At 50.7% G+C, this 17,449-nt stretch carries 20 protein-coding genes; 9 read left to right on the top strand and 11 right to left on the bottom strand.

Going from position 1 to position 17,449, the window contains the following annotated elements; genetic code table 11:
• Positions 1–77: 77 nt before the first annotated feature.
• Entirely contained in the window at positions 78–1,943 is a 1,866-nt protein-coding gene (locus NQD60_RS08150) for an ABC transporter ATP-binding protein/permease (RefSeq protein ID WP_257100410.1), read from the bottom strand.
• 1 nt (position 1,944) lies between these two features.
• Here NQD60_RS08150 and NQD60_RS08155 point away from each other — a divergent pair, with 1 nt between their 5' ends.
• The 3 genes from NQD60_RS08155 (at position 1,945) to NQD60_RS08165 (ending at position 3,076) form a co-directional block, all read left to right on the top strand.
• Entirely contained in the window at positions 1,945–2,184 is a 240-nt protein-coding gene (locus tag NQD60_RS08155) for a hypothetical protein (protein ID WP_257100411.1), read from the top strand.
• A 188-nt stretch (positions 2,185–2,372) separates the two neighbouring features.
• The gene (locus tag NQD60_RS08160; RefSeq protein WP_257100412.1) at positions 2,373–2,555 is read left to right on the top strand and encodes a hypothetical protein; all 183 of its coding nucleotides are present in this window, start codon (positions 2,373–2,375) and stop codon (positions 2,553–2,555) included.
• Positions 2,556–2,677: 122 nt separating this feature from the next.
• Positions 2,678–3,076, top strand: a complete 399-nt coding sequence (locus NQD60_RS08165; protein ID WP_257100413.1) for a hypothetical protein — start codon at positions 2,678–2,680, stop codon at positions 3,074–3,076.
• A gap of 15 nt (positions 3,077–3,091) precedes the next feature.
• On the opposite strand, the gene NQD60_RS08170 is transcribed toward NQD60_RS08165, so the two are convergent.
• From NQD60_RS08170 to NQD60_RS08195, 6 genes are all read right to left on the bottom strand, one after another.
• Positions 3,092–3,805 (bottom strand): ABC transporter ATP-binding protein, encoded by a 714-nt coding sequence (locus NQD60_RS08170; RefSeq protein WP_257100414.1) that lies wholly within the window; start codon positions 3,803–3,805, stop codon positions 3,092–3,094.
• Entirely contained in the window at positions 3,805–4,599 is a 795-nt protein-coding gene (locus tag NQD60_RS08175) for an ABC transporter ATP-binding protein (protein ID WP_257100415.1), read from the bottom strand. Before NQD60_RS08175 ends, NQD60_RS08170 begins: the two co-directional genes overlap by 1 nt.
• Positions 4,596–5,732 (bottom strand): ABC transporter ATP-binding protein, encoded by a 1,137-nt coding sequence (locus NQD60_RS08180; RefSeq protein ID WP_257100416.1) that lies wholly within the window; start codon positions 5,730–5,732, stop codon positions 4,596–4,598. The genes NQD60_RS08175 and NQD60_RS08180 overlap by 4 nt, the downstream gene beginning before the upstream one ends.
• 97 nt (positions 5,733–5,829) lie before the next feature.
• The gene (locus NQD60_RS08185; protein WP_257100417.1) at positions 5,830–6,780 is read right to left on the bottom strand and encodes a branched-chain amino acid ABC transporter permease; all 951 of its coding nucleotides are present in this window, start codon (positions 6,778–6,780) and stop codon (positions 5,830–5,832) included.
• A gap of 9 nt (positions 6,781–6,789) precedes the next feature.
• A complete protein-coding gene (gene ispH / locus NQD60_RS08190) occupies positions 6,790–7,779 on the bottom strand; it encodes a 4-hydroxy-3-methylbut-2-enyl diphosphate reductase (RefSeq protein WP_257100418.1) in 990 nt (329 codons plus the stop codon).
• A gap of 9 nt (positions 7,780–7,788) precedes the next feature.
• Entirely contained in the window at positions 7,789–8,244 is a 456-nt protein-coding gene (locus NQD60_RS08195; protein WP_223692400.1) for a peptidylprolyl isomerase, read from the bottom strand.
• A gap of 29 nt (positions 8,245–8,273) precedes the next feature.
• On the opposite strand from NQD60_RS08195, the gene radC reads away from it, so the two are divergent.
• The 4 genes from radC to nadB all read left to right on the top strand — a co-directional run bounded on the left by radC (position 8,274) and on the right by nadB (position 11,454).
• Complete coding sequence (gene radC / locus NQD60_RS08200; RefSeq protein ID WP_306438071.1) at positions 8,274–9,035, top strand: DNA repair protein RadC; 762 nt, start codon at positions 8,274–8,276, stop codon at positions 9,033–9,035.
• 275 nt (positions 9,036–9,310) lie between these two features.
• Positions 9,311–9,544 carry a 50S ribosomal protein L28 gene (gene rpmB, locus NQD60_RS08205; protein ID WP_223692402.1) on the top strand — a complete coding sequence of 78 codons (234 nt, stop codon included), beginning with the start codon at positions 9,311–9,313 and terminating at the stop codon, positions 9,542–9,544.
• Positions 9,545–9,556: 12 nt separating this feature from the next.
• Positions 9,557–9,724, top strand: a complete 168-nt coding sequence (gene rpmG / locus NQD60_RS08210) for a 50S ribosomal protein L33 (protein ID WP_223692405.1) — start codon at positions 9,557–9,559, stop codon at positions 9,722–9,724.
• A 101-nt stretch (positions 9,725–9,825) separates the two neighbouring features.
• On the top strand, positions 9,826–11,454 hold the full coding sequence (gene nadB / locus NQD60_RS08215) for an L-aspartate oxidase (RefSeq protein ID WP_257100419.1): 1,629 nt from the start codon (positions 9,826–9,828) through the stop codon (positions 11,452–11,454).
• 64 nt (positions 11,455–11,518) lie between these two features.
• Here nadB and NQD60_RS08220 read toward each other — a convergent pair whose 3' ends face one another.
• Positions 11,519–12,688, bottom strand: a complete 1,170-nt coding sequence (locus NQD60_RS08220) for a Fic family protein (RefSeq protein ID WP_257100420.1) — start codon at positions 12,686–12,688, stop codon at positions 11,519–11,521.
• Positions 12,689–12,746: 58 nt separating this feature from the next.
• Here NQD60_RS08220 and NQD60_RS08225 point away from each other — a divergent pair, with 58 nt between their 5' ends.
• Positions 12,747–13,001 carry a hypothetical protein gene (locus NQD60_RS08225; RefSeq protein ID WP_257100421.1) on the top strand — a complete coding sequence of 85 codons (255 nt, stop codon included), beginning with the start codon at positions 12,747–12,749 and terminating at the stop codon, positions 12,999–13,001.
• A 132-nt stretch (positions 13,002–13,133) separates the two neighbouring features.
• Entirely contained in the window at positions 13,134–13,946 is an 813-nt protein-coding gene (locus NQD60_RS08230) for a BPSS1780 family membrane protein (RefSeq protein ID WP_257100422.1), read from the top strand.
• A gap of 91 nt (positions 13,947–14,037) precedes the next feature.
• Here the strand turns inward: NQD60_RS08230 and nadC are convergent, their stop codons facing one another.
• From nadC to NQD60_RS08245, 3 genes are read right to left on the bottom strand one after another with little or no spacing between them, the layout of a single operon-like run.
• Positions 14,038–14,904 carry a carboxylating nicotinate-nucleotide diphosphorylase gene (nadC, locus tag NQD60_RS08235; protein ID WP_257100423.1) on the bottom strand — a complete coding sequence of 289 codons (867 nt, stop codon included), beginning with the start codon at positions 14,902–14,904 and terminating at the stop codon, positions 14,038–14,040.
• Positions 14,905–14,964: 60 nt separating this feature from the next.
• Positions 14,965–16,113: a quinolinate synthase NadA gene (gene nadA / locus NQD60_RS08240; RefSeq protein WP_257100424.1), complete on the bottom strand. Its 1,149-nt coding sequence runs from the start codon at positions 16,111–16,113 to the stop codon at positions 14,965–14,967.
• A gap of 2 nt (positions 16,114–16,115) precedes the next feature.
• Positions 16,116–17,312 carry a fatty acid desaturase gene (locus NQD60_RS08245; protein WP_257100425.1) on the bottom strand — a complete coding sequence of 399 codons (1,197 nt, stop codon included), beginning with the start codon at positions 17,310–17,312 and terminating at the stop codon, positions 16,116–16,118.
• Between the last annotated feature and the right edge of the window lie 137 nt (positions 17,313–17,449).

A 17,449-nucleotide genomic window follows, 5' to 3' on the forward strand; every position in this document is an offset into this window, starting at 1 on the left:
AGCGGTTTAAGATAGGCGTTTCTGTTGTACTCCATACCCCGGTGCCGAGCTCAACTGGCGACACGAACACAGTCACTTCAATCGGCGACCAGAGGCAGCATTTCATCTTCACCCGTTGGCGCATGCTGCTGATGTTGCAACGCCCACATCTGAGCATACACATTACCCGCAGCAAGCAATTCTTGATGGGTACCGCGCTCAATGATACGGCCCTGATCCATCACCAGAATCTGCTGTGCATGGATGATGGTTGACAGGCGGTGCGCGATAATCAGCGTTGTGCGGTTGCGCGCGATCTGCTCCAGCGCTTGCTGAATCGAGCGCTCTGCGCGTGAATCGAGCGCTGACGTCGCTTCATCGAAAATGAGAATATGCGGATCTTTCAATAATGCGCGAGCGATCGCAATGCGCTGCTTTTCGCCGCCGGATAACTTCAGACCACGCTCACCCACTAGGGTGTCATAACCCGCTGGCAGGCTTTCGATGAAAGCATGAATATGCGCATGGCGCGCAGCCGCGATGACTTCGTCTCGCGATGCGGATGGCCGACCATACGTGATGTTGTAATAGATCGTGTCATTGAAAAGCACGGTATCTTGCGGTACGATACCCATTGCTGCGCGCAGTGAATCCTGCGTCACTGCACGAATGTCTTGGCCGTCGATCACAATCCGTCCCCCACCCGCCTTATCGATATCGTAAAAACGAAGCAACAGTCGCACCAGTGTTGATTTGCCTGAGCCGCTATGGCCGACTACCGCAGTGGTTGTGCCGGCTGCAATCGTAAACGTCAGATCACGCAAAATCTGCCGCGGCGGTTCATAGGAGAAGCTGACATGCTCGAAGCGCACCTCAGCGCTACGCACGGCAAGCGGGGGCGCCCCCTGGATATCCTGAATTTCAGACTCGATTTCTAACAGCGAAAACATCCGCTCCATATCGGTAATGCTTTGCTTCAAAACACGATACCTATTGCCCAAGAAACTGAGCGGAATATAAAGTTGCAACATGAAAGTATGAATTAACACAAAATCGCCCAAGGTTAATTGCTTATCCAGCACTCCCTGCGTCGCCCGCCACAGAACTGCGATCAGACAGAGCGCGATGATTAACTGCTGGCCAAGACTCAACAATGACAGTGATCTTTGTGCACGAATCGCGGCCTTACGGTAAAGCATCAAGTGCTCATCGTAGCGCTGCGCTTCATAGTGCTCATTACCAAAATACTTGACGGTTTCGTAATTGAGCATCGAATCGACCGCCCGCGTACTGGCGGCTGAGCCGAGTTCGTTGATCGTGCGCCTTAATTGCGTGCGCCACTCAGTCATTTTCACGGTAAACGTGATATAAGCGACAAGTACGGAAAAGGTGACAATCGCATAGTATGCTTCGTAGCGGACCGCGAGAAAAATCAACACCAGCAACACTTCGATAGCGATCGGCAAAATACTGTAAAGCGAATATGAAACCAGAGTTTGAACACCCCGAGTGCCACGCTCGATATCGCGCGACACACCGCCAGTTTGTCGCTTCAGATGAAAGCGCAAAGACAATCTATGCAGATGCCGGAAAGCCGCAAGCGCTACCTGCCGCCCCGCGCTATAAGCCACTTTCGCAAAGAGAATCTCACGCAACTCGGCAAACAGCGAGCTTGATAAACGCACAACCGCATACGCCACAACCAGCAGACCAATGCTGCTGAGCAAGCTAAACGTCGTCTCATACGCCGATGCCGGCAGCCGATTAGTTACCGCGAGTTGATCGACAATCGCTTTCATCACAATCGGCACACCCAAATTCGCGATTTTCGCGCTAATCAAGCAGGCCAACGCGAGCGCGACACGCACTTTATAGGCCAGTAGATAGGGCAAGAGTGTAGTGATTGTCTGCCAATCGCTGCGCTGATTTGAAGACGGAGGCAAAGAAGTGGGGAACGGGCGCATAGTGAGTAGGTATCGTTATCTTGCTTGCGCGGTACGGCAAGCATTTTTGATTCTTCGCATCGTCGACTCCGGGCAAAAAAGCGCACTTACGAGTATACGGATACGCACTAAGCAGGTAAACGGCAGCTTTTCCTATGTTTTACCGCTCGCACCATTTCCTGCTGCTAATAAACCTGAAGTTTCGGCCAGTGGCATGCTCTTTCTTGCTATATCCGGGCCATGGCGAGCCAAGCAACATTGATCGCTCGAATTTAGCAAATGACACAACGCTCTACATCACCAACTTACGCACCGTAGAGAACACCAATAATATACAGCCTCCACGGCGAAGGCAATCAAAGCGCGCTTTTATCATTGGTGATAAATCTATGGCATCACCTCTCTCAGGCCAGCTTGATCATGTCCGAAAATTGTATATAATTTTCGGACATGAGGCAAAATACACTTAATCCACCTCCAAACATCAAGTCGTTGATCGTGCAACGCATTGATCAAGCCCCGGTAGACACCGTATGGACACCGGTGGATTTCCTTGACCTAGGCGGTCGCGATGCGGTCGATAAAACCTTGCAACGCATGGTCGGCTGCGCCCTATCCAGTTGGGAAATCTAACGATCCAATTCAATCGGATAAGATTTATAATGATCTGCAAACTGGCTTGCACACGGTCCCGTCATGGATGCAGCAGTGGATAAGAGAACTACTGGCAAGCAGTATCAATAAAGGAAAGAGTCATGATGCCGACGTTTAGTGAACGACAGAAACTTGCCCAACAATTCGCCACCGACATTACTCGTATGCAGCATTGTCTACATACGGCCGGTCGCCATGTCTCTGACGACAACGTAGTCTATGCGTGGGCGGAATATTCCGATCATGTCTGCGCAAGTTGGCTCACGCTACCGGACGATGAGGCAGAATTACTAGAAACCTTACTGAAATATTTGCCGTCCGGAGCAGGTACACAGGCCATTATGTGGCGCACCACTTGCCTGTATGCAGGGGATGGTAGCGGTGACAGCATCGTCGAGTTGCCCGACGAACTGCTGGCTCAATTGGGCTGGAAGGTGGGAGATACACTGACCATCAGCAAGACGGATTCAGGCGAATTGATACTGCGGCGTGCGGATTGAGCATACCCGAGCCAATCATTCTCCTAAATAAGACGCCCTCACTTGCGGATCTCCGAGCATCTGTTTGGCGTCTCCAGACATGGAGATCAGCCCAGATTCCATCACATAAGCACGATTAGCCGCGTGGAGCGCAAGCCGCGCGTTTTGCTCAACCAACAAAATAGTCAGCCCTTGCGCTGAAATTTCCCGCACGACTTCAAAAATGCGCTCAACCATCAATGGCGAGAGGCCCATTGATGGCTCATCCAGGAGCAGTAGCTTGGGCCGACTCAGGAGCGCGCGCGCCATGGCCAGCATCTGCTGCTCCCCGCCCGAAAGGGTGCCGGCAAGCTGCGATAGACGCTCTTTCAAACGCGGGAAATAAACGAACATCTGCTCAATGTCTTGCTTAATGCCGCGGGTATCATGACGCAAATAGGCACCCATGCGCATGTTTTCGAGAATGGTCATGCGCGCAAAAATGCCACGCCCTTCAGGAACCATAGCGAGCCCACGTTTGAGCAATTCGTGCGCAGGGATGCCTCTGAGCAATTCACCACGATACTCGATATCGCCAGCAGCGCAGCTTTTTAAACCGCAAATTGCCTTCATGGTGGTTGTTTTACCGGCGCCGTTAGCACCGATAAGCGTGACCAACTCACCTTCAAAGATTTCTAAGTCGATCCCCTTAACCGCTTGAATGCCGCCATAAGCCAGTTGCAGCCCTTTGATTTTTAAGAGTGCTGACATTAACTGCCTCCTGTGCCCAGATAGGCTTCGATAACTTTAGGGTTTTTTTGGACCTCCTGCGCTGACCCAGTGGCAATCACTTTACCGTACTCCAGCACGGTCATTCGGTCACATAGCCCCATCACAAGTTTCACATCGTGTTCGATCAACAAAATGGTTTTACCATCGTTGCGAATTTTTTCGAGTAACTGACGCAAATCTACTTTTTCAGTGGCATTCATGCCAGCTGCAGGCTCATCGAGGGCCAGCAGTTTCGGCTCAGTTGCCAATGCACGCGCGATCTCAAGCCGGCGTTGGTGACCGTACGATAAGTTACGGGCCGTGTAACCCGCATACTGTCCAATCTCAACATAATCGAGTAAAGCGCGAGCATATTCTTTAATTTCTTTTTCTTCACGACGTTCAGCAGGCGTGCGCAAGACCGCTCCTAATAGTCCTTGCCGCGTACGCACATGGCGCCCCACCATGACATTTTCAAGCGCTGTCATGCCACCGAATAGACGGATATTTTGGAAGGTGCGCGCAATTCCGGCGCGCGCCACTTGATGCACCGCAGTGGGCTGATAAGGCTCGCCATCAAGTATAAAGGTACCGGCATCGGACTTAGATAAGCCCGTTAACACATTGAAAAGGGTGGTTTTGCCTGCCCCGTTTGGGCCGATCAGGCCATAAATATGTCCGCTGACGATCTCTAAACTCACGTCATGCAGTGCCTGCAAGCCACCAAAACTTTTATTGACGCCTTTAACCGATAAATGAATGGGTTGAGTGGGTACTATCGTCTCAAGGTTCATATACGCCCAATGCAATTGCGCTTGGCTTTTTTAGCCATCATGCGGTCTTCATGCTTAGCGGCCGGCCATAAGCCAGCAGGACGGTAAAGCATGATAATAATCATGGTCAAACCATAAAATAGTTGGCGAATGGCCTCGGCGTCGACAATTTCACAAGCAAATAGCGCATGCTGTAAAGGTCCCATTGTCGAGCGCAAAAACTCTGGGAAGAGTGAAAGGAGTAACGCACCCAAAATCACACCTGGAATATGCCCCATGCCACCCAGCACAACGCAAGATAGCACCACAATGGATTCCCAAAAAGTGAAAGATTCAGGTGAGACAAAACCTTGGAAAGCCGCGAACATGGCTCCCGACACACCGCCAAATGAAGCGCCCATGGCAAATGCGAGCAGCTTCATATTACGCGTATTAATACCCATCGCTTGGGCCGCCGTTTCATCTTCGCGAATGGCTGCCCAAGCCCGGCCGATGCGAGAGTGCTGCAGCCGGATAGAAACAAAAACCACCAGCACAGCAAGCGCGGCAAATAGATAATAATATAAATAGACGGAGGGAAAGTTCAGGCCCCAAAAAGTATGCGTCTTCGATAAATCAAAGCCAAATATAGTAACGGGTGCAATATTGGCGATCCCTTTTGGGCCGTTGGTAATATTGAACGGGCGGTCAAGGTTGTTCAGAAAAATCCGCACAATCTCGCCAAAGCCAAGCGTCACGATAGCCAAATAATCGCCACGCAAACGCAGCGTCGGCGCGCCCAACAAAACGCCAAAGAGGGCTGCCATGGCAAATGCAATGGGCAAAATCAACCAAATTGAGAAGTGTGGTCCAGCTGGCAGTAATTGGGCAATCCAATCAAATTGCATCAATAGATGCGGGGACGATAAAAAAGCTGCGGTATATGCGCCCACCGCATAGAATGCGATGTACCCTAAATCAAGCAAACCGGCAAAGCCAACCACCACATTCAGACCCAATGCCAGCATCACATAGAGCATGGCAAAGTCAAGCACCCGCACCCAATAATTGCCGCCCACCGCACCAATCAAAATCGGCGCTAAAAGCAGCGTGAGCGCAAGCAATATCATGCCGACATAGGCTGTCACTGGTTTTTTTGTAGTGAACGCTATCATATGTTTAAGCAAAACTTAATATAGGAGGAGTTAATCACAAAACCAAGGCTGATACCGGCGCTTTATAGAGCCGGCTACGTCAGAGTCATGCGATGCTTTATGCACGGTCAGCAACCCGCTCGCCTAACAAACCAGATGGCCGGAGCACCAACACGACAATTAACACCATAAAGGCAAATACATCTTGATAATTACTGCCAAATACACCGCCGGTCAAATCCCCAATATAACCCGCGCCCAGTTGCTCGATAACACCGAGCAAGATCCCACCTACCACCGCACCGCCTAGGTTACCGATACCTCCTAGAACCGCCGCAGTAAAGGCTTTAATCCCCGGGATAAAGCCCATATTGAAATGGGCATTGCCATATTCGGAAGCAATCATCACGCCGGCCAGTGCCGCCAGTGCCGCCCCAATCATAAAAGTGGCGCAAATCACAAGATTGGGGTTCACGCCCATTAAGCTTGCCACTGCTCGGTTTTCCGCGGTGGCGCGCATCGCGCGGCCAAGGCGGGTTTTATGAACCAACAGCAATAAACCACCCATGGTGATAAAAGCAACCACAATAATAATGATCTCAGTCATTGAAATCACTGCCCCCGGCTGATCGCCTTTAGGTGTAATCACATTAATTGGATCTGTCGGCAGCAATTGCGGAAACATCAATGGATCGCGTGACCAGATCATCATCGCCAGTGTTTGCAGCAAAATCGAGACGCCAATCGCCGTGATTAATGGCGCCAGCCGCGGTGCATTACGTAGTGGCCGGTAGGCCACCCGCTCGATCACATAGGCCAGAGTCGCACAGGCAAATGCAGCGACTGCCAGGGCCATCAATAACGTCGGTATAGGTCCAAGCTGTGGCCAGTACGCTTGGATAAGCTTAATCACCGAGAGCGCGATGAGCGCGCCGGCCATCAGCACGTCACCATGAGCAAAATTGATAATGCCCAAAATGCCATAAACCATGGTATAGCCTAGTGCAATCAGTGCATAAACACTACCCAGCACTAAACCATTCAGAATTTGCTGGATAAAAATATCCACTTACCCTCCTCAATTTGGCTTATTTGAATTTTCCGGGCCACTGGCTAATGCACTCAGTTCACGCGGCAGCGGGAAAGACACGTTTTCAGCAACGCCCTCTAAGGTACGCACCTTCGCCACGCCAAGTGTGCGCAAGCGTTCAATCACCGATTGCGCGAGCGCTTCAGGCGCTGATGCGCCTGCCGTGACGCCAATTCGACGTTTGCCCACAAGCCAGGCCGGGTCAATTTGCGCCGGCTCATCTACCATATAAGATGGAATGCCAAGCTTTTGAGCCACTTCGCGCAGACGATTTGAATTTGAACTGTTCGGACTGCCCACTACAATCACCAGATCGCATTGCGGCGCCATAAATTTGACAGCATCTTGCCGATTCTGCGTGGCATAGCAAATGTCTTGCTTCTTTGGCCCGAGAATCGCCGGGAAGCGTTTCTTTAACGCCGCGATCACCTGCGCTGCATCGTCAACCGATAAGGTCGTTTGCGTCACATACGCCAGCTTTTGCGGATCAGTCACTTGCAGCTGCTCAACATCGGCTAGATCTTCCACGAGATGCATTCTATCGCGCACTTGTCCCATCGTGCCTTCAACTTCGGGATGGCCTTTGTGTCCAATCATAATGATCTCATAGCCATTGGCCCACATTTTAGCCACTTCGACATGCACCTTTGTCACTAATGGGCAGGTTGCATCGAAAATATGTAAACCAAGGCTTTGAGCTTGCGCATGTACTTCCTTGGGCACGCCATGCGCACTAAAAATAACCGTGCTACCGGCAGGCACTTGCTCAAGCGACTCAATAAAAATAGCCCCTTTGCGGCGCAAATCGCTCACCACATAGGCATTATGAACAATTTCGTGGCGCACATAAACTGGCGCGCCAAAACGCGCCAGCGCACGCTCGACAATTTCAATCGCGCGATCAACTCCGGCGCAAAATCCGCGTGGCTGCGCCAGCAGAATCTCAGCTTCAGTATCGGTTAAAGCAGGGTGCGTCATGATATGCCTCTACAAAATACCAATAATGTGCACCTCAAAAACAAGCGCTTGACCCGCTAACGGGTGATTAAAATCAAACAGCGCTCCACTTGCATCTATTTCTTTTAACACCCCCGCATAACGCCCGCCGCTGGGTGCATTGAATTCAACTAAATCTCCTGGCACAAATTCATCACTACCCACCCCATGTTCGTGCAAAGTCGTTAACGTGACTTTTTGAATCAACGCGGGGTTGCGCACCCCAAAAGCCTGCTCCGGTGTTAGCCGAAAGGTAGAATGGCTTCCTACTTTCATTCCGAGCAAAATAGCCTCAAGCGGCGGTGCGATCTGACCGGCTCCTAATAACAAAGTAGCCGGCCGATCATCGAAAGTATTCACGATATCAGCGCCCTCTGCTAACGAGAGGCGGTAGTGCAGCGTAATGTGCGAGCCTTGCTTCACTACATTAATATTAGTCAGGGTCATGCGATGCTTAATCAATATTTATCAAACCGGTGGCAAAAAAACTGCACCGTAAAACACAAAAAAACGATATTGTAAGCGACTTAACCCAGATGAGACAGTTAGACAACGGAACCAGCCATCCCATTCACGCTTGGCCAAATAGCGAACGCCCGCGCGAAAAATTAGCCAATGCCGGCCCCGCGGCCTTATCAAATGCCGAGCTGCTGGCCATTTTTTTACGCGTTGGGGTCGCCGGACAAAGCGCGGTTGACCTTGGGCGCACTTTAATCAATCATTTTGGTTCGCTACGCGCTTTACTGAACGCTTCACATGCGGATCTGAACGCCGTGCATGGCATGGGACCCGCCAAAATTGCTCAACTCCATGCAATCAGCGAGCTTATTCAACGCGCTCTAGCCGAAGAATTACGCAATAACACCTACCTAGAGTCGCCCACGGCGGTCCGAGATTATTTAAAACTGCTGATCGGCACGCGCCCTTATGAAGTTTTTGTTTGCCTATACCTTGATGCGCGCCATCGGCTCATTCGGGCGGAAGAGTCATCACGCGGAACGTTAACCCAAACGACCGTTTATCCGCGAGAAATCACTCGACAAGCGTTACTATTAAACGCGGCGTCTCTTATCGTGGCCCATAACCACCCCTCTGGCACTGTCGCCGCGAGCCAGGCCGACCAACATTTAACGAAGCAGCTGCAAGCCGTCCTGGCGTTATTTGAGATTAAGCTGTTGGATCATTTTATCGTCGCCTCTAATGCCATTTTGTCGTTCTCTGAACGGGGCTGGCTTTGAGGCGAACGGTCAAGTGCAGATGGCAAGATGATTTGCCGCAGATACCGCATAGGTGCTATGCATTAGTTCATATAGTCCGCCAATGGCTTGCGGCGTGAAATTAAAAAAGGGACAAAACGCAAACGTCACCAACCGAACAAAAATGTGCCAACCGAACGCAAATGCACCAAGCGAAAGTTTTTATGCTAGAATCTCGCTCCTGTTTTTATAATCTTTTTTGCAACGCGCAGTGGTCATACTACTGCAGCTAGAATTTAGCGTACCAGGAGTGCTCAATGGCACGAAAATGTAAGGTAACCGGGAAAGGGCCAATGGTTGGCAACAATGTTTCCCATGCCAATAACAGAACAAAACGCCGCTATTTACCGAATTTGCAGTATCGTCGCATCTGGGTAGAAAGCGAAAATCGTGACGTGCGACTGCGCATCTCGAGTGCCGCATTACGCCTGATCGATAAGAAAGGAATTGATGCCGTGCTCGCCGATCTGCGCGCACGTGGCGAAATTTAAGGGGTATGAATCATGGCTAAAGGCGGACGCGAAAAAATCAAGCTAGCATCATCAGCTGGCACTGGTCATTTTTATACCACGACAAAAAATAAACGCACTAAACCAGAAAAGATCGAGCTTATGAAATTCGATCCGGTTGTGCGCAAGCATGTTTCTTATACAGAAACAAAGCTCAAGTAAGCGGTTTTAGACTACCGAATAAACAAAAACCCCGCCAGCTGCTGCCTCATCGTTTTGTTGCAGTTGCTTCGTGCGGGGTTTTTGCTGCACCTGGCTTGTAGATGCCAAACCCTGAAGAATCTTCCAAACACTTAAATTTCGACGTTGTCATCGTAGGCAGCGGCCTGGCAGGCTTAAGTGCCGCCTTAAAACTCGCCCCCACGTTGCGCGTAGCGGTGATTGCTAAGCGCTCAATACAAGACAGCGCAAGCGACTGGGCGCAAGGCGGTATTGCCGCTGCGTTGGATGCAGCGGACAGTATTGAAAACCATGTACAAGATACGCTGATTGCAGGCGGCGGGCTGTGTCATGAAAGCATGACCCGCTTTATCCTCGAACGGGGCCAGCAGGCAATCGAATGGCTGATCAAGCAAGGTGTGCCTTTTACACGCGATGATGCCAGCGAGTTTGGCTTTCATTTAACCCGCGAGGGTGGCCATAGTCACCGGCGGATTATTCACGCGGCAGACGCCACCGGCCATGCGGTGGTGACCACTCTAGCCCAGCGCGTACGGGCACACCCTAATATCACGCTGCTTGAAGAACATTTTGCGATTGACCTGATCACAACCGCCCTGCCTGGCTCGTCCGGGCGGCGTTGCAATGGCCTATACGTATTAGATTCAAGCAATGGCCGCACGCTCACCCTACAAGCACACCATACGATACTCGCCACTGGCGGCGCAGGTAAAGTCTATCTATATACGACCAACCCGGATACCGCAACCGGCGATGGCATTGCAATCGCTTGGCGGGCAGGCTGCCAGATTGCGAATATGGAGTTTATCCAGTTCCATCCCACCTGCCTTTACCATCCCTATGCAAAATCATTTTTAATCAGCGAGGCGGTGCGCGGTGAAGGCGGCCTACTCAAGCTCCCGGCTAGCGACGGCAATGGCATACGCTTTATGCCCACGCACGATGCACGCGCTGAGCTAGCGCCTCGCGATATTGTGGCGCGCGCCATCGATTTTGAAATTAAAAAGCACGGCATCGACTATGTTCATCTCGATATTAGTCACCAGCCGGCCGAATTTTTGCACGCACATTTTCCAACCATTCTCTCGCGCTGTCTGGAATTTGGTATTGATATTACGCGCCAGCCTATTCCAGTTGTGCCGGCGGCACATTACACCTGCGGCGGGGTGGTAACCGATGTGTCTGGACGCACTGAGATTGCGGGGCTCTTTGCGATTGGAGAGACGGCTTACACTGGTTTACATGGCGCTAACCGACTAGCCAGCAATTCTCTGCTCGAATGCGTCGTCATGGCGCACTCAAGTGCGCTGGCTATTCAAGCCGATTTCGCCAACCATACATATCGTCCGAGCGCGCCGCTGCCCGCCTGGGATGAAAGCCGCGTGACAGACCCGGACGAAGAAGTAGTGATTACCCATAACTGGGACGAACTACGCCGACTAATGTGGAACTATGTTGGCATTGTCCGCACCGATAAACGTTTGTCGCGCGCCAAACATAGAATTGCACTCTTGCGCAGTGAAATCGATGAATATTATGCAAATTTCCGTATTAGCCGGGATTTGCTCGAATTACGTAACCTAGTCGATGTCGCATCGTTGATTGTGGACAGTGCGTGCTCACGGCGCGAAAGCCGTGGTTTACATTTCAGCCGAGATTGGCCTGACCAGCTTGCTAAAGCGCGGCCTACTGTGCTGGCGCGGCAGCGTTAAATATTAATTGGTCTGTCACAAAAGGCCCACTAAGAAGTTCCCCACAACTCTAGGCTAAAGCGCGTCACTTCTCCAACGGCCCTATACCTCGATCCACTATTTCTATATACCTTGCATAACTGAACAGGCGGTTTCGCTTCTGGGGGGTGAGTGCTTGTACGATACCCAGTTTTTCCATGTGAGCCAATGTCTTATTGACAGTGGCGGGTGTTAGACCCGTTTTCTCTACTAACCCGCCCGAGGTGGTAACAGGGCGCTCGATAAGTACTTGGTGGATTTGCAAAGCAGAAGGTGCCGCTCTGCCCAGCCTATTCATTTTTTCTCGATCCTGAGCGAGCAATTCGAGAAGTTGTTGCGCCGTTTCTACTGCCTGGGTAGCAGTGACGGTAATGGCTTCAGTAAAAAAATCGAGCCAGGCTTCCCATTCACCAGTCAAGCGGACATTATTGAGCAGTTCATAATAGTATTGACGATGGGTTTTGAAATAGAGGCTCAGATAGAGCATGGGTTCTCGTAGCACCTTCCGTTCATATAAAAGCAACGTGATCAGGAGGCGGCCCAAGCGACCATTACCATCGAGAAATGGGTGGATCGTTTCAAACTGTACATGCGCTAGCGCTGCTTTAAGCAAGACTGGCGTTGGCTCTGGCTGATCATGGAGAAATAGCTCGAGCTTGCTCATACATGCTAGCACTTCCTCAGCAGGAGGTGGAACGAAAGCCGCGTTGCCTGGCCGTGTACCCCCAATCCAATTTTGGCTGCGTCGAAATTCCCCTGGGGTTAGTCTACAACCACGACCCTCTGCTAACAGCACGCTGTGCACTTCTCGAATCAGCCGCAACGACAATGGCAGCCCTTCTTTGAGCAGGCGCAAACCATGTTCGAGTGCTGCGACATAGTGACTCACTTCACGTACATCATCTAATGGGACGCCCGGCATTTGATCTAGTTCGAACAACAACAAATCGGAGAGTGAAGATTGCGTCCCTTCGATCATGGATGAGAGCACCGCCTCTTTACGTACATACATGTATAGAAAAAGCGAGGTGTCAGGTAGCAGCGTTGATACGCTATCCAACTGTCCTAGCGCGAGTAATGCCCGATCGAATTTCCTGCGCAATTCGGCAGTCCAAGCGATAGGTGGGCAAGGCGGAAGCGGTGCGGGTACGAAGGCCCGCGCTTTTTCGCCCGTTGTCGATATCGTGACATAACGGCCTTGGAGCGTTCGTTTCATCGGGCGCAACCTAAAATAAGAAAGGCCCTTATTTTACGATATCAATCGAAAGTAAAATATGTTTTTGTCAAGGAATTTTATTGTGATCGAAATGGTGGCGGGTGACAACACCAAGGGAGGCGAGCGTTGTGTAGCCAGTACCCTCTCTGAGCGCTGGCATACCACGAGCGGCCGGTTTGACCCCGATGTGAATGCCAGGCTGGCATTGCTGTGCAAGAACACGAGTGTTGGGTCTACCCCTTCAAAAAGGGCGTGCAGTGGATCACCGTTAGAGGCGTACCCTCATCCACCCGCTCAGGCCACGCCTTTATGATGTTTATTTACCACGTCAAGCGCAAATGCTTAAGTCTCATGACCCGGCGTACTTTGAGAAAATACTACGTGCTCATATAATAGCGCCAGCTTTGCATCCACTTTAATTTATAGGAATTTTCCACCCCTGTATATGCATATTAATAAACTCCCCGCCAAAGCGGGTTATACATGGTTTAAAAAAGGGCTTTGGCTGTTTGGGCAAAACCCTTTTATTTTCCTGATCGGTTCTTTGTGCAGTTTGTTTTTAATCCTACCCCTTTTAATTGTAGGAGAATGGCTTTTAAGTCCATTCATACGAGTCGGCTTTATGGCAGTATGCCGCAAAAAACTCAATCAAAAATCAACCTTACTTGCCACCCAGTCAACTCTACGCAGCACGTATAATAAAAAAACTGTTGGGCGACTGCTATTGCTCGGTTTATATGAAGTGATCGCCCTTTTTATCTCGGCTGTTTTAGCGCTTTTGGTAGTCTTAATATGGGTCACTCCCAATCAATTTATTAAAGACATAGCAGCAGGAAATTATGCGTCGTTTTATGTGCTAGGCGCAATGATGATAAGGATAATAATTTACAGAATATTTCGTATGTTGACCCGATTTACGCCAGCTTTAATCACTTGGCATCGGATGCCGCTACATAAAGCGCTAGGTCTTAGTGTGCTTGCATGTTGGCGTAATTTTAGCGCGATTATGCTGAACTCACTGCTGTGGCTACTATGTTTAAGCGCTGCCTATATCTTGGCGTTTAGCATACTCTTTATGTTAAACGTTGATACGCTGGTGTTTGCAGTATTAGCACTGACCATTCCCATCCTCTCGATACCGATTCTTTTGTGTATGAATTATGCGAGCTACGTTGACTGTTTTTCACACGATATTAAGTCTTTAAGCGATAAGCTAGATTCTGAAATTAACCTCCTCTCACGAACAGTTAATGGCTGATATTTTTTAATGTGGAAGTGAGTGTAACAATATTTTCCAAGATGAGACTGTTGGCAGATTAGGTAGAGCCTGCTGCTCTGGCACGGCAGCGCTAATCAATCACCCGTAACGAGTAATCCGTTGCCTGCAGATGCTTAGTCAATGCACCGATTGAAATTCGATCCACACCCACCTCAGCAATTGCGCGCACGGTCTCTAGATGCACGCCTCCCGAGACCTCGAGTACAGCGCGGCCAGCATTGATGCGTACTGCTTCGCGCAGTTGCTTAAGGGTAAAGTTATCCAGCAGAATTAACCGTGCCTGTGCGCTCAGCGCCTCTTCAAGCTGAGCCAATGTCTCAACTTCTATTTGGACCGGCACCTGCGCCTGCAGCGCACTAGCGGCAGCCAGCGCCTTAGCGACGCCACCTGCTGCGGCGATATGGTTTTCTTTAATTAAAATACCATCATATAACGCCAGCCGCTGATTCTCGCCACCGCCAACACGGACCGCATATTTTTGCGCAAGCCGTAAGCCTGGCAAAGTTTTGCGCGTGTCGAAAATGCGCGCTTGTGTGCCTGCAATAGCCTTAACATAATGCTGTGTCGCAGTCGCTACCCCTGATAGCATTTGCAAAAAATTGAGCGCAGTTCGTTCACCGGTCAAGATTAAACGGAGCGGTCCACGCACGATGCAAACCACATCGCCAGCTCGCATCAGCTCCCCTTCCTGATAAAGCCATTCGAGCGTAATCTTTGGCTCAAGCTGGCGCATCACCTCGGTAACCCACGGTATGCCGCACAGCACGGCAGCTTCACGCACGATGATGCGTGCCGCGCCGATCTGATTCGGATTGAGCAAGCGACCCGTTTGATCTTGTGAACCAATATCCTCACTCAGCGCATCCGCTACAGTGCGGATCAGCGCCTGCTCAAATAGTTCGCCATATTCACTACGGATTGTTTCAGAGGGTGCCATCTTGTGAAGAAGAGAATACGTTGGGTACTGAGTCTAACAGAGCGATTTCCGCTTCATCACTCAAGCAGGCCCAACATGAGCAAATAACGCGCCATCGCGTGCGAGATCGCCACTGGCACGCACGGTACTACGCTGACGCGCGGCAAAATCCAGCATGCGATCAATCGGCACGCGCGCGCGCGCCGCAATCTCTGCATCAATCTGAATTTCGTTATGCCCACGCTCCAGTACATCGGCGAGGTTGGCCAGCCCATTCATCGCCATCCAAGGGCAATATGCACAACTTTTACAGGTTGCGCTATTGCCCGCTGTTGGCGCTTCAATGAAATGCTTAGTCGGCGCTGCTGCGCGCATTTTGTACAAAATCCCTAAATCGGTGGCAACGATAAATTCAGTTGCATCGAGGTTTTGGGCGGCAGCAATCAATTGCGTCGTTGAGCCAACCACATCCGCTTGCGCCACCACGGCAGCCGGCGACTCTGGATGCACCAGTACTTTAGCGTGCGGATGCTCAGCGCGCAGTAGTTCCAGTTCAACCCCTTTAAATTCGTCATGCACCACGCATGAGCCCTGCCAAAGCAACATATCCGCGCCGGTCTTTTGCTGAATATATTGGCCAAGATGGCGATCTGGCGCCCAGAGGATTTTTTCTCCTTGAGCATGCAATTGGGCGATGATCTCGAGGCCAATCGATGACGTTACCATCCAGTCCGCCCGCGCTTTGACGGCGGCGCTGGTGTTAGCGTAGACCACTACCGTGCGCTCTGGATGAGCATCGCAAAAAGCCGAGAATTCATCTGCCGGGCAACCCAAATCCAGTGAGCAAGTCGCATCCAGATCAGGCATCAGCACACGCTTGTCTGGGCTTAGAATTTTGGCAGTCTCACCCATAAAACGCACCCCTGCCACCACTAAAGTGCGCGCGGGATGATCGCGGCCAAAACGCGCCATTTCTAGTGAATCCGCCACACAGCCGCCGGTTTCATCCGCCAGCTCCTGCAATTGAGCATCCACATAATAATGCGCCACCAATACGGCTTGATGGCGGATGAGCAAAGCACGAATACGCTCTTTTAACGCGAGTTGCTCAGTTGGGCTCGGCACGTCTGGCACACGCGCCCAACCTCGCCCTACGCCGCAGACGGCACCTTGCGTTTGCGGGTGGTCAAAATCAACCGCCTTAATAACTTGCGACGAAGATTGCTTCATTGTCATGAATAACAGCGTAGGCGTAGCGAAAAGTCTTGTAAAGCTTTAATGCCACTTTCTTCGGCCCGGTGACACCAAGTTTGTAGCTGATGCAACAGTTGCTCGCGCGAAGCATTTGAGCGTTCCCAGATAGCGGCTAGCTCGCCCTGCAGCTCATGAAAGGTACGCAATGCATTACTATGCGCCAAAATGTGTGGCAACTGCTCTTTTTGAAATTTCTCGAGGCGAGTGCTTTCGTTATGAAACCATTCACGCGCGCTTTTAACCAACAGATATTTTTCTTGGCCGCCGAGTTCTTTAAGGTGCACCAATTCCTGCCGATATGCACGCTTTGCGGTCTTGGCGTAACGCGCCATCACCTCATAACGATTCGCCAAGACCGCCTGCAAAGTCTCAAGATCCAGTGCCGGCTTGCCTTGTGTCAGTTTGGGTACGGGCGCCACTTTTTTGACTGTAGCCAGTCGTAGCGCAGACAAAATCCGAATATACATCCAGCCAATATCGAACTCATACCATTTACTCGATAGCTTAGCTGAGGTAGCAAAAGTGTGGTGATTGTTATGTAATTCTTCGCCGCCAATTAATATCCCCAATGGGAAAATGTTGGTGCTGGCGTCGGCGCAATCATAATTGCGATAACCCCAATAGTGCGCAAGCCCATTCACCACGCCGGCCGCCCAAAACGGCACCCAAATCATCTGCACCGCCCACACTGACACACCAACCACACCAAAAAGCGCAATATTGATGATCATCATCAGGGAGACGCCAAGCACCGAATGCTTGCCATATACATTGCGTTCAAGCCAATCATCAGGCGTGCCACGGCTATATTTGCTCAGTGTTTCTTGATTTTTTGCTTCCGCTCGGTACAATTCGGCGCCTTCTAGCAATACTTTCCAGATGCCGCGCCGTTGCGGGCTGTGCGGATCTTCATCGGTTTCACATTTGGCATGATGTTTACGGTGAATGGCGGCCCACTGACCCGTCACCATACCCGTGGTTAGCCATAACCAAAGCCGGAAAAAATGACTGACGATTGGATGTAACTCAAGCGCACGGTGCGCTTGGCAACGATGCAGATAAACTGTCACCCCAATAATCGTGATATGGGTTACAGCAAGGGTATAGATGGCAATTTGCCAATATGACAAATTCAATAAGCCATGAGAGAAAAATTCAAGCAAAGCGTGCAACAAAATAGCCGCCTCCTGTTAGAAAGGTCAAAAATAACACCGCTAAGCGCTCTCAAAACTTCGGCTTCATAAGATTTCACTGAGACGGCAGAATAAGCGTATTTTATCCTATACGGCAGATGCACCGTTCACCTAAGCTA

Origin of the sequence: Mycoavidus sp. SF9855, from assembly GCF_024582735.1 — a bacterium.
Lineage (GTDB): Bacteria > Pseudomonadota > Gammaproteobacteria > Burkholderiales > Burkholderiaceae > Mycoavidus.